The sequence below is a fragment of the Pseudomonas putida genome, assembly GCF_028682455.1.
Classification (GTDB): Bacteria; Pseudomonadota; Gammaproteobacteria; order Pseudomonadales; family Pseudomonadaceae; genus Aquipseudomonas; species Aquipseudomonas putida_AA.
Map to the genome: position 1 here is coordinate 1,211,883 of NZ_JANHLD010000001.1, position 12,469 is coordinate 1,224,351.

Genomic DNA, 12,469 nt, shown 5'->3' on the forward strand with positions numbered 1-12,469 from the left:
CGGCGCTACGGTTCAATATTTACAATGTCACCAATGTCATGTACGTATGCGAGTGCATAGGCCATCTCTCCAGACGTTTGCGCATGCAAAAACATCAATGGTTGCCCGCTTGTTACCTCGTCCCCTAGGCGAACCTGCAACTGAATCCCTGCGGCCGAACTCTCTGGCGCTCCGGCCAATTTGGCTAAACGGGAAAGTTTCCGGTTGTCGATGTGTACTGCTCGTCCCGTAGTGGTTGCCAAAAGCGGTTCGACGTAAAGAGCTTGGGGTGGCTCACGAAATCCCCCCTGAGCGGCACAGATCCTCTGAAATTTTTCCCAGGCGCGGCCACTGCTGATCGTCTCGTGAGCCAATCGAATTCCATCCCCTTCTTTGGCGACGCCGCCAAGCTCAAGTACCGCACCCGCGACCAACGCCACGCGGTCACATAGGTCTTGCGGCGCATCCGCCTCGTTGCGCAATACGGCCAACACGTCGCGCGCCTCCAACGCCGGGCCGATACCTCTGCCGACAGGCTGATTCCCGTCTGTAAACAGGCAACGCAATACAAGGCCAAATGACGCGGCGACTTCCGAAAGGTGATGCGCAAGATGCTCGGCAGTTTCCCGGCTGCGGACTTTTGCGGTTGGCCCAACCGGAATATCGATCACGATGTGGGTCGCCCCTGCTGCAATCTTCTTGGATAACACCGAGGCAATCAGTTGTCCTTGCGTGTCGATATCCAGTTCACGCTCAATACGCACGAAGATGTCGTCCGCGGGGCTGAGGTGCATCGCGCCGCCCCACGCCACGCATCCACCCTCTTTCTCCACGACCTTTCTGAGCGTATCCAGGTCCAGGTCTACAGGAGCCAGCGTTTCCATGGTGTCCGCCGTGCCAGCGGGAGAGGTGATGGCGCGTGATGAGGTCTTGGGCATCACCAATCCATTGGCTGCGGCGATGGCAACCACCAACGGCGTGGTGCGATTTCCCGGTAATCCGCCCACACAATGCTTGTCCACAACAATCTGAGCCTGCCATTGCAGGCGATCTCCGACATCGACCATCGCACGGGTGAGATGGATGGTCTCTTGCATATCCAGAGGCAGTACCGCCGTTGCGGTCAGGAAGGCCGAAAGTGCGACATCGGTATAGCGACCATCGACCACATCACGGACGATCGCCTGCAACTCCGTCGTTTGCAGTCGGTGGCCGTGAATTCGCGCACGCACGGCCGACAACGATTCGAGCAGCGGAGGATGCCGAACCTGCACAAGATCGCCCTCATGAATGTCCAGGGCATCCCAGGCGGCCTCGGACAGAGCGATCTGTCCGGTTTTGAGCAGATCGCTGTCGATTTGGTACAGTAGCGCTTGCACAGTGCGGTCGCCGGCAATGATCAGTACCTGTGACCGCGGTGCCAGCCCTTCGGCACGGCAGACATGGCAGTCGGTCCGCATCAAGACGACGGGTTGATGCTGGGCATGCAGTCGCATGCGCAATGCTTGCAAGGCGGGTGTCTGGGGCGTGATGCGGGCACTCACAGGGCGAACTCCTGGTTTTGCATGGGCACCGATGCGTGCCATTTGAGTTCGCGCTGAATACGTTCGCGCAGCGCCTCGGAGGCATTGGATTCACCATGAACAATGAACACCCCTTCCGGCGCCCGGGTAAAGCCGCCCAGCCAACGCATCAGTTCATCGCTGTCGGCATGAGCCGACAACATCGCAAGCTCGGCGACCTCCGCCTTGATCGGCATCCAGCGCCCATGAATTTTGACTTCGCGAGCGCCCTCAAGCAGCTTGCGTCCGCGCGTACCTGCTGCTTGGAATCCAGAGAACAGCAGCGTGTTCTGATGACTGCCGCCAAACGCTTCTATGTGATGCAGCACGCGGCCGCCGGTGGCCATGCCGCTGGCGGAAATAATCACCTTGGGGTAGCGATTCGCCGATAGCGCCTTGGACTCTTCAACGTCGCGCACGTATGTGACTTCTGAGAATGCCGTCTCGAAATCGTGTTGAGCGAGCTTGTGGTCGTCGGCATGGCGGTGCAGCAGCGCAGTTGCGCTGGTGGCCATGGGACTGTCCAGATAGACGGGCACGTTGCGGAGCCGACCGCGCTGTCGCAACAGCCATAGGTCATAGATCAACGACTGCGCGCGTCCTACGGCAAAAGCGGGAATCACTACGGTGCCTCCGCGGCGAGTCGTACGCTCGATGATGTCGCCTAGCGCTTCGACGGCATCGGAACGGTCATGATGACGATTGCCATAGGTGGACTCGATGATGATGTAGTCCGCTTCCGTGACGGGTTCAGGATCAGGCATGACCGCATCGTCATAGCGGCCCAGGTCGCCGGAGAACACCAAACGCTTGCCGCCGATGTCGATCTGCGCCGTCGCCGCTCCAAGAATGTGGCCGGCCCTGCGTAGAACCAGGCGTGCACCGCCCGGCAATACCGTCTCCTGATGCAGTGGCACGGGCTTGAACTGCAAGAGCGTGCGTTCGGCATCTCGGACCCGATACAGGGCAAGGGCTGGCTTGTGCTTGGAAAATCCCTTCCGGTTGGCGAACTCGGCATCCTTCTCCTGCAACCAAGCACTGTCGAGCAGGATGAGTTCGGCGACGTCCCGTGTGGCTGGCGTCGAGAAAATCTTCCCGCGGAACCCGTTCAGCACCAATCGGGGGAGATATCCACAATGATCCAGGTGCGCGTGCGTCAGTACAACCGCATCGATGTCCTTGGACTCAACGACAAGATGCTGCCAGTTCAGCTCGCGCAGGTTCTTCAGTCCTTGGAAAAGTCCGCAGTCGATCAGGATGCGGGTACTGCCATATGTGATCAGGTGTTTGGAGCCGGTGACGGTACCGGCACCGCCCAGGCTGGTCAGTGAGAGCATGAAGTTGTCTCCTCGCTTGTTGGTGGGTTGTGAAATCAGGAGCTGGCGCGGTCACTGCGGACCGTGTCAGAACCACTTGAAATTCACGCGTCGGTCGCGGCAGCAGCAGCCTGCGAACTGTTCCAGCCGGTCACTTGCGCAGCGGCATAGATGGCATCCACCCAGGTGCATCGATTGGCGATCAGCATTCCAGCCACATCGAGGGTGCCGCCGTGGTTGATGTAGCCCAAAGCCCGCGTCTTCGAAGGGCCGCTGTCAATGCGGCGAAGCACGCCCAGCATCGGCTCAGGGCGGGTATGGCTTATCAACACGCGCGGCAGGTGAGGCGGGAAGAGCGCTTGCAGGGATTCGTCACCGAGCACGAAGGCGGCCTCAAGTTCGTCTCGCGGAATGCGTAGACGGCCGGGCTCGACCACCACGGTGATGCACGACGCAAGCCCATGGTGCTCCAGGCGGGCATGGGCTTTGAGCGCTTCCTCCAACTGGTAGGCGCCAATCGCTACGAATTGCAGTTGTGCGGTGGACGGATCGCCGGCTACATGGGCTGCTCCATGCTCGATCAGCGATTGAGCCGCGGCGGCACTGAAGTGATTCGGCGTGTCGCGCTTGGAGACCACCACACAAGCCACTTGGCCGCGGCTGGCGTAGACCGCTCGCAACGCGGCGCACGCCGTGTTTTCATCCACCGGGAACAACACGCGTGCGGTGTCCGACATTTCCCCTAGCAATGCTTCGCCAATGGTCGGGTCCTGGTGTGACTGCTCGTTCTTGCTGTTCTCCCAGGTGTGGGATGTGACGATCAGCGGGACGGAGATCCAGCCTGGCGGCTGGCCCAGCTCCTTCTGCCGACGCGCGAAGATGATCTCCTGGCGCATCAATCCAAGCATCTTGACCGCGAATGCCTCGTAGCTGACGATCAGGTTCAGCCCCCCTTTGTTGGCGAGGGCGGCGGCCGCAACGGCTTCTTCATTGAGTGCGGTGATCACCGAGCCATGCGTCGATTCCGGGACGCCGGGTTCGGGCACGTTGACGCGGTGCTTGAGCAGTGCCAGTGTGGCTCCCATCTTGTTGCTGGCCAGTTCATCGGGATTGCCGATCCGGACGCGCAACTGTGGATTTGCCTGCGCCAGTTTCACGAACCAACGATCCAGTGAAGACATGGCGCTGCCCGATACCTCAGTTGGCGCCCAGGCCGGCATCGGCAGATGAGGGCTCGCTGGATGGCGTAGGGCCATGGGGTGCTCGCTTTCGCGCGAGCGCTGGCTCTGGCCGTGATTCGCAAGGACGGTGAGCGCGTTTTCCAGTTCGCTCTCGGGCACGAACAGCGCCGCAGCCCCTGCGTTGAAGGCCTCGCGTGCCTGCGCATCCTCGCGCGGATTGCCGTTCAGCGGCAGGTTGTGGGCGGCATTGGTCGCCGCGCCCGGGAAGCCAAAACCTTTCTCCGTCTCGGCGATCACGTAGGGCAGCTTGACCGGATAGCGCCGATCCGAGCGTGCGGCGAAGGCGCTCAGCGTGTCTTCGGCTTCAACAATGGCCCATGCGATCGCCATCGGATCACGTCCATCAACGATGACCGGATCGAAGCCGTTGTGGCGCAGGTCCTCGGCCAGCCAGGTAGCGCCACCTTCCTGCACGATCTGGGTGCGCTGCTCGATGCGCCGTCCGTTGAGAATCATGACCGGGATGGCGAAGCCGCAGTCCTCGGCGCGCCACCAGCGCGGCGCCCAGTCCGAGCCACGTTGTTCCTCGAAAGCGCCATCACTGAGGAATGCCACCAGGCTTTCTCCCGGCAACGGCGTGTGCACATACTGCAGCCCGGCGAACCCCAGATAGCCGCCTTCGGAGATCGCGCCGGCCGTGTTCGGCCCGGCATGGCTACCCAGCGGTACCGCGGGCCGACCCTGCTTATCGATGGCATAGGAGTAGAAGTCCCCGATCAAACGCGACAGGCCCGCCTCGCTGCGGTCGTAGCGTCCACGCTGGGCGGCGGATACATCGCCGGTCAGTGCGTTCACCGCCTCGATCGCGGCCACGCAGTGCCCCTGCCCCATGAGCCAGCCGCGTGTCGTCCCGGTCAGCGCGTTGGCCAACAGATAACCCACGAAGGCTGGCACCATGTTGAGCGAGCCGCCGGTGTGGCCTTCGGGCGTTTGTTTGAAATCATCGGAGCCCAGTGGGCAGCCGCTTCGGTCGATGCGCCGGGCATAGGTCATATGCGCCACTACGCTCATGGCCGTGCAGGCCACCCGGTCGGCTGCAGCCAGCAGCGCATGGGCCGAGGCTTCGTCTGCTATACGCCTTTGCGCGACCAGACGTTGCACTAGGGCCTGCATACGTTCGATGGTTTCAGACCTGTGCGCGATGGGCCCGTAACCAGCACGCCAATCGGTTGCGAGGTTAGCTTGAGAGGACATTTCAGGTCTCCTTGAAAATAGTTGGATCGATAAAAAGATCAGCCTCGCGGATCGGTTTTCCCGCTAGAGAGAGCGTCGGCAATCAGCGAAGCGAGACCAATCCGGTTGCTCGGATGCGGTACTGCGTCGGTGGACGTAATTCGGGCAAACAACGGTGTCAATTGGGCCCAGGCATCCTCGGCGAACAGGGCATGCACCACTACGCACTCCGGCTTGCGCATTCCTTGCTCGGCGAGCTTGCGCGCCGCGACGGCGAGCGTGCGGCCTGATGATGCGATGTCGTCCACAAGCACCGGCGTTCTGCCGCGCCAGATCGACAGGTCGGGAACATCGATGTCCACGCTGCGATCGCCATGGCGTGTCTTGCGAAGCACAGCGTGCGGTACGCCGATGCGGGACGCGATGGCGCCGGCCCACTGCTCGCTTTCCTCGTCGGGGCCCACGATCAAAGGTTCTTCGACATGATTCGCGATCCAGTCGGCCAGCAGTGGTGCGGCATGCAAGGTGATGGTGGGGATCGTGTAGACCGCTGATAGTGTCGGATAGCGGTGCAGATGCGGATCCACCGTGAGCAGCTTGTCGAAGGTCGATGAGACCAGACGTGCGAAGGACCGCGACGTCACGCTTTCTCCGTCATGGAATCGCTTGTCCTGGCGCATGTAGGCCAGATACGGTGCGATCAGGTTCACCTCTTGCGCGCCAAGTTCGCGCGCCGCGTCAGCGGCAAAAGCCAGAAGCAGGAACTGCGGATCAGGATGGGCCAGCGTGCAAATCACATCCACGATCCGATCGGCAGGTTCGCCATGCAACCGGACATAGCTCTCGCCATCGGGGAATCGGCGCGTTTCGATGCGGCCGGCTTCGCTGCCGCATGCCTGCGCGATGCCGCGGGCCAGATCTTCATTGCCGGGTAGGGCCAGGGTGAGTCGTTGCATCCATTTATCTCCTTATTTGTTGTCCTTGGTCTCTTATCGAGCGCGGGTGCCTTATCGTTCAGCTCGCTGTGTTCACCTTGCCAACTGGCTAATGACGACGGCATTGGCAGTACTGCGTCGACGTGGTAGCTCCACAAGCAACCAGGCTCTTGTCATGAACAGCAACAGAGTGGCTTGCATGGCGTTCAAGGAATCGATCTGCATCAGAATCGCCGTCCTACGGTGATCGTTCCGTAGACCGGGATTTCCTTTTGTCCACGAAATTCGCGGGTGCGGTGGTAGCGGGCTATCGCGATGCGCCAGTTGCCCTGAGTCATCGCGATGCCATAGCCCACATCAGCCACGAATGGCCGTTTATCAACACTATGACTGGACTTGAACGTATTGCCGTCCAACGTGATGTCGTGCAAAACCCAGCGACCGTCGAGTGCCACGAACAGGTGCCCGTTCCAGTTGCTGCCAGCGGTCTTACGCACGGGCGAGGTGTTTTCTCCAGCCGGGCGCAGCGGTGCGGTGCCTAAGTCGTCCGGCAGGCGTAGGCCATAGCGCAGTTCTCCGCCGACATTCGCGTAGGTGGCGAAATTGCCCAAGCTGCCGCCCCAGTGGCGGGTCAGATCCCAACCCCAACCGCTGACGTTTTCTTGCCTGATGACTCGTGTTCGGCGTTCGTGGAGCAACTGCAGCACGGGTTCGTCGCGCAGTTGATGTCTCCAGCCATTGAATCTGTCCACTCCGACGGTGTCATGCCACCAGTTCTGGACTTGCCTGGCCTGGGAGGAGGGCCCCACCACCCCCACGCGGAGTTGCGAAGTGCGCAGCGTATCGCCCCGCCTCGCGTTATAGCCAAGGCTCAACATCAAGGCGCCCGCGAAAGGACGATCATCCTTGATGAGATCGCTGCGCGTTTTGTCGTTCGGGGTGTACATCATCTGCCCGAAGCCGATGGTCATGTTCTGTTCGTCAAAACCCTCGGGTTGCAGCACCGTGAGAAAACGATTCAGCCCACGGACGAGACGGGGTAGGCAAGGGTCATCGCGATAGTCCACAAGGTTGGGGGAGACCCAGCTGACGAGAAACCCGTTGGAGTACCCTTGGTCTTGTCCAATGCCGCCGAACATGTCGTTGTCGATCCGCAGATTGAGCGTTCCCGTTGAGCGCAGCGGGTTGTCCTGGTGGCAGGACTGGGCCTGTGCGGAGGCGCTCAGCAATAGCAGCAGCAAGGGGGCTGCGACTTTCAGCCTCCATTCAGTTTGGTCGGTGGACTGAACCTTCGTCACGCTGGCGTGCCACCCTGCCCAGGGGTTGCAGTCGCAATGACCGATTGGGGCTGGCGCACCAGCATCACCGGAACTGGTGCGATGCGAGCGAGCTGCTCTGCATCGCTTCCCATCAGCAGCCTGTCCACGCCCCGGCGTCCGTGGGTACCCAACACCACCAACTCGCATTGAGTAGTCAGTGCCTGCTGAGCGATGAGCACCGAGACGCGCTCGCCGTTACTTTCCAGAAGGACGGTCTCAACCACCAGGCCTCCCTGCCTCAGCCGCAGCGCCGCCTCGTCCAGCAGCTTCTGCCCGGCCGCCAGGAAGCCCGGCCTCACTTCTTCAATATAGATCCTCGGCCTCTCGAAGCCGTTGCTGTGCTTCATCTCCTCGATGACGTGCAGCAAGACGATGGTTGCGCCATTCAGGCGTGCCAGCACCGCAGCGTGGTGGAGCGCTAAATCGGCAGTAGGACTTCCGTCGAGCGGAACCAGGATTCTTGAGTACATGAATGTCTCCAGTTATCAGAGTAAAACGGGGTGACGAACAGATATTGCGTATACCGTGTCGCAATAGCGGACGCGGTATGCGCTTATTCAGTTGCGTACATATTCCCCTGGGGCGTCGCAAACAGTGGGGTATCCACTGGATTCAGCACCTATGAGCGGAGGCGCAACAACATCACCGGAACGCTCTCGCAGCCACGCCGACCATGCGGGCCACCAGGAATCCGGATGCGTCTGCATCGTCGCTTGCCACTCATCCGGCGCCATGTATCCATCACCGGCCGCGCGGGTATGGATTTGATATTGGCGCTTACCTCGGCCGGGCTCGCTCACGATGCCGCCGTTGTGTCCTCCAGTGGTCAGCACGAAAGTCAGCTCGGCCGAAGACAGGAGATGCAGCTTGTAAACCGAGCGCCAAGGCGCAATATGATCCGAGGCAGTGCCGACGCAAAACACCGGCACAGCGATGTCTCCCACTGAAACGGGGCGACCCGTGACGGGATAACGCCCCGCGCTGAGATCGTTATTCAGGTAAAGGCGTCGGAGATACTGCGAATGCATCTTCGCGGGCAGGCGAGTCCCATCGGCATTCCAAGCCATCAGGTCGGTCATTGGCCGGCGATCGCCCAATAGGTATTCGTCAATCATGCGAGACCATATGAGATCGTAGGAGCGCAGTAGCTGAAAAGCTCCGCTCATCTGGTCGGAGGTCAAATAACCGGTTTGAGCCATGCTGGCTTCCAACAGCGCCACTTGACTCTCGTTGATGAAAAGACTCAGCTCGCCCGGTTCGCTGAAGTCCGTCTGTGCGGCAAGCAGGCTTACCGACACCAGCCGCGTATCGCCATCACGCGCCATGGCTGAAGCACCAATGGCCAGTAGCGTTCCGCCCAGGCAATAACCAGCCGCGTGGACTCCATGCCCGGGGACAACGGAAGTCACAGCGTCCAGCGCTGCATGCAGGCCGAACTCCAGGTACTCATCCATGCCCAAATCTCGATCCTCAGCATCCGGATTTCTCCAGGAGATGCAAAAAACCGTATGCCCTTGCGCAACCAGATACCGTATCAGCGAGTTATGCGGTGACAGATCCAGTACGTAGTACTTCATGATCCAGGCAGGAATGATCATGATCGGTTCGGGATGGACTTTCTCGGTAGTGGGCGTGTACTGAATCAGTTCGATCAGTCGATTTCTCAGAACGACTTTTCCTTCCGTGACCGCTACGTCGCGCCCAACGACGAAGTTCTCCGTTCCCGCGGGAGGCTGGCCGGATAGTTGCCGACGCAAGTCGTCGAGAAAGTTGGACGTCCCCCGCGCTAGATTGGCGCCTTGCTCTGCGATGGTTCTTTTCAGGACAACGGGGTTGAAAACCGCAGCGTTGGCGGGCGAAAGCATTTCCAGCCACTGTTTGGCGCCAAACGCCAGCAGGCGTTGGTGTTTCGGATCCACTCCCCACACCCCCTGCGTGGCCTGCTCCCACCATTTGGTCTGATTGACGAATGAACTGCGGAAAAGGTCGTAGGGCCATTGATCCCATGCAGGATCGTTGAAGCGGCGGTCATTGACAGGTGACCGGTCAGGAGCGGTGGCTCCCCGGTTCGGGTTGGCCCGATTCTTCTTCAATACGGCCATCCATTGCTCGGACAGGGAGGCTGCAAACGCCAAAAGCTCGGCTTGCTTGCCAGGACTGTTTGCTAAATGGCTCGCCCAGTCCACCCACGCGAGCAACGATGTCTCCGGCGAAATAGACGACCAAGCCTGTGCCCAAGCGACATGGGCATCCCCATCCAACTTCGGATTGATGGCTGAGTCGATATTGCCGTTCTTTTTATTCGTCAAAGCGTATTACCTCTATTTCTGCACAAGTAGAAAGAGCCCCTTGCTTGAAAACGGGAGTCGATTGCGATTTCCTGGGCGACGACGCCTCGCCAGCGCGTCAGCGATGTATCCATCTGCCAGCTCGCTCCGCTGTTTCGCTTCGCCTAACCGGCCATCAGGCTGATTACCAGTGCGTTCGCAATATCGATGACGAACCCACATACCAGGGGCACCACAATGAACGCCTCGCGTGCCGCACCATGCTCCCGAGTCACCGCCGTCATGTTGGCGATGGCAGTGGCGGTAGATCCCAGCGCAATACCGCCGAAACCCGCGCACACCACGGCGGCTTGGTAATCCTTGCCCATTGCCCGAAAAACAATCAGCAAAACGAATGCGATGACCAGGGCAATCTGCACCAGCATCGCCGCCGTGATGAAGGCAAGCACGGGCTGCAGCTCCCAGAGCCTGAGTCCCATCAGCGCCATGGTCAGAAACAGGCCCAGTGAGATATCGGAGACCAGGGCAATGCCTGGCTGCATGCTCGGCCAGTTCCATAGACGTCCGCCCCCACTCGGCCTCATCCAGTCGGCCACCATGCGCAGGAGAATCCCGGCCAGCAGGCAGCCCACAAAGGCGGGCAGCGTGACGGGGGTACGCGCTACCAAGGCATTGATTCCGTATCCCAGCATCAAGGCCAAGTTGAGCCAGAGCAATGCCAGCAGCACGCCGTAGTAGTCCAGGCGGGCATGCTGCTCATTGCTGTGCAGCGTGCCAATTTCCAGGGCGCTGTCTCCGGCTTGAAGCCGATGCCTGCGCATGAGCAGGCTTGCGATCGGGCCGCCGATGGTGCAGGCCGCGATCAGGCCGATCATGTTCGCTGCCAATCCCAGTTCCTGCGCTTGCGCAATGCCGAGGTTTTGAACGAAGTGATCGGACCAGGCCAAGGTGGTGCCCACGCCTCCGGTCAGGGAAATCGATCCCACCATCAGCCCGGCGCGCGGATCCAGGCCGAAGGCGCGTGCCATCTCCATCCCGGCCAGGTTCTGCAGCACCATGAACCCGATGGCCAACCCCGACAGGATCAGCAAGGGCCGCCCACCATGGCGCAGCGTGCGGGCGTCGGTACCCAGGCCAATGGCCGCAAAGAAGTACAGCAGCAGCGCGTCACGCGCTTCGAGATCGAAACTGACGACGATCCCCGCACCGTAGTACAGGGCGAAGACAACCAGGGCGCAGGCCAGGCCGCCCACCAGGGATTCCGGGATGCTGTATCGACGCAAGATGCCCCAACGCGCAACCAGGCCCTTGCCCACGAACAACAGCACGATGGCGAGCGTGAATCCATGGAAGGCATCGATCGTCATCGCGCCTTCTCCCTGTCCAGGCAGGACAGTGCGTGGCTGGCGGCTATCCACTCTTCGTTGGTGGGCTCGACCGCCACGATGACCTGGCTGTGGTCGCTGGAAATCTTCGCCGCGTGGCGGGCGTTGGCGTCGGTATCCAGGGCAATGCCCAGAAAGCCCAGCGCCGCACAGATGCGCTCGCGAATGAACGCATTGTGTTCACCGACACCCGCCGTGAACACCAACATGTCCAGACCGCCCAGCACGGCGACCAGGGCCCCGATCTCGCGCACGATGCGTCGCACGTAAAGGGCCAGTGCCAAGCGCGCTCGCTCCCCCGTTTCGCCTGCATCGTTCTCGTGCCCGACAATGACGCGCGGCTCGGCCGAGATTCCCGAAACGCCGAGCAGGCCGGACTCGTGATAGAGGACGCGCCCCACTTGCTCCAGTGAGAGCTTCTCGACTTCCATCAGGTAGAGCACCGCACCCGGATCGAGCGCGCCGGTGCGGGTGCCCATCATCAGGCCGTCAAGCGCGGAGAAGCCCATGGTGGTGGCCACGCTTTTGAGTCCTTGCATGGCGCACAGACTGGCGCCACTGCCCAAGTGGGCAACGACGGTGCGCCCGCACGCGGCGTCGCCATGGCGTTCGGGCAAGGCCACTGCCATGTACTCATACGACAGGCCGTGAAACCCGTACCGACGCAGACCGCGCTCCCATGCGGCATAGGGCAACGGCAGGATCTTCTCGACCTGGGGCAAAGTGTGGTGGAAGGCCGTGTCGAAGCAAGCCATCTGTGGCAGATCTGGCTGCTCCCGCAGCAGGATCTCCACGGCTTCGAGCGCGAATGGCTGGTGCAGCGGGGCCAGAGGAATGTAGCCCTTGAGGTCGGCCAGGACATTTGCGTCCAGGCGCACGGGCATGGAGTATTTGCTGCCGCCGTGGACGATACGGTGGGCGACCGTACCTACGTGGCGGCCGTCGAGCCGCCGGCTGACACGATCGCGGATGAGGCGCAGTGCGGCGCGATACGGATGTGCCGTGTCCAGTTCGATCGAGAACGGCGCAACTCCGGTCTCTCCGAAATCCGGGTTGGCGCCGCCGATTCCCTGCACCTTGCCATTCCACAATGCCTGACGCGGCAGTGGCGCGGCCGAGGAATCGAACACCGCAAACTTGATGCTGGATGAACCGCAGTTCAGCACAAGGATCAGTCCGTGTTCGCGGCGCCCGGAGCGGGCCATGGTGACGTCCATCAGGTCGTCCTCTCTGCGCGCCGTCCGCGCGACTTCGCCGAGGTGTGCGGGGGT

The 12,469-nt window shown here is 61.1% G+C and carries 9 protein-coding genes; all 9 read right to left on the reverse strand.

The window, feature by feature from the left end; translation table 11 throughout:
• Positions 1 to 5 precede the first annotated feature (5 nt).
• A complete protein-coding gene (locus NPS58_RS05905; protein ID WP_274114377.1) occupies positions 6 to 1,523 on the reverse strand; it encodes a thymidine phosphorylase family protein in 1,518 nt (505 codons plus the stop codon).
• Positions 1,520 to 2,878 (reverse strand): MBL fold metallo-hydrolase RNA specificity domain-containing protein, encoded by a 1,359-nt coding sequence (locus tag NPS58_RS05910; protein WP_274114379.1) that lies wholly within the window; start codon positions 2,876 to 2,878, stop codon positions 1,520 to 1,522. The genes NPS58_RS05905 and NPS58_RS05910 overlap by 4 nt, the downstream gene beginning before the upstream one ends.
• Before the next feature lie 83 nt (positions 2,879 to 2,961).
• Positions 2,962 to 5,292 (reverse strand): xylulose 5-phosphate 3-epimerase, encoded by a 2,331-nt coding sequence (locus NPS58_RS05915; protein ID WP_274114381.1) that lies wholly within the window; start codon positions 5,290 to 5,292, stop codon positions 2,962 to 2,964.
• Positions 5,293 to 5,330: 38 nt separating this feature from the next.
• A complete protein-coding gene (locus tag NPS58_RS05920; protein WP_003050021.1) occupies positions 5,331 to 6,227 on the reverse strand; it encodes a ribose-phosphate pyrophosphokinase in 897 nt (298 codons plus the stop codon).
• A gap of 203 nt (positions 6,228 to 6,430) precedes the next feature.
• On the reverse strand, positions 6,431 to 7,504 hold the full coding sequence (locus NPS58_RS05925; protein WP_132978739.1) for a lipid A deacylase LpxR family protein: 1,074 nt from the start codon (positions 7,502 to 7,504) through the stop codon (positions 6,431 to 6,433).
• The gene (locus NPS58_RS05930) at positions 7,501 to 7,995 is read right to left on the reverse strand and encodes a universal stress protein (RefSeq protein ID WP_132978740.1); all 495 of its coding nucleotides are present in this window, start codon (positions 7,993 to 7,995) and stop codon (positions 7,501 to 7,503) included. The genes NPS58_RS05925 and NPS58_RS05930 overlap by 4 nt, the downstream gene beginning before the upstream one ends.
• A gap of 87 nt (positions 7,996 to 8,082) precedes the next feature.
• The gene (locus NPS58_RS05935) at positions 8,083 to 9,834 is read right to left on the reverse strand and encodes a PHA/PHB synthase family protein (protein ID WP_083944494.1); all 1,752 of its coding nucleotides are present in this window, start codon (positions 9,832 to 9,834) and stop codon (positions 8,083 to 8,085) included.
• A 143-nt stretch (positions 9,835 to 9,977) separates the two neighbouring features.
• Positions 9,978 to 11,180 (reverse strand): sodium/glutamate symporter, encoded by a 1,203-nt coding sequence (gltS, locus tag NPS58_RS05940; protein WP_068679683.1) that lies wholly within the window; start codon positions 11,178 to 11,180, stop codon positions 9,978 to 9,980.
• On the reverse strand, positions 11,177 to 12,415 hold the full coding sequence (locus NPS58_RS05945) for an acetate/propionate family kinase (RefSeq protein WP_054668798.1): 1,239 nt from the start codon (positions 12,413 to 12,415) through the stop codon (positions 11,177 to 11,179). Before NPS58_RS05945 ends, gltS begins: the two co-directional genes overlap by 4 nt.
• Between the last annotated feature and the right edge of the window lie 54 nt (positions 12,416 to 12,469).

Bases quoted from the DNA above. Each gene is read 5' to 3' on its own strand.
- NPS58_RS05910 (WP_274114379.1), bottom strand. From the start codon at position 2,878: ATGCTCTCACTGACCAGCCTGGGCGGTGCCGGTACCGTCACCGGCTCC.
- NPS58_RS05930 (WP_132978740.1), bottom strand. From the start codon at position 7,995: ATGTACTCAAGAATCCTGGTTCCGCTCGACGGAAGTCCTACTGCCGAT.
- gltS (WP_068679683.1), bottom strand. From the start codon at position 11,180: ATGACGATCGATGCCTTCCATGGATTCACGCTCGCCATCGTGCTGTTG.
- NPS58_RS05945 (WP_054668798.1), bottom strand. From the start codon at position 12,415: ATGGACGTCACCATGGCCCGCTCCGGGCGCCGCGAACACGGACTGATC.
- NPS58_RS05920 (WP_003050021.1), bottom strand. From the start codon at position 6,227: ATGCAACGACTCACCCTGGCCCTACCCGGCAATGAAGATCTGGCCCGC.
- NPS58_RS05915 (WP_274114381.1), bottom strand. From the start codon at position 5,292: ATGTCCTCTCAAGCTAACCTCGCAACCGATTGGCGTGCTGGTTACGGG.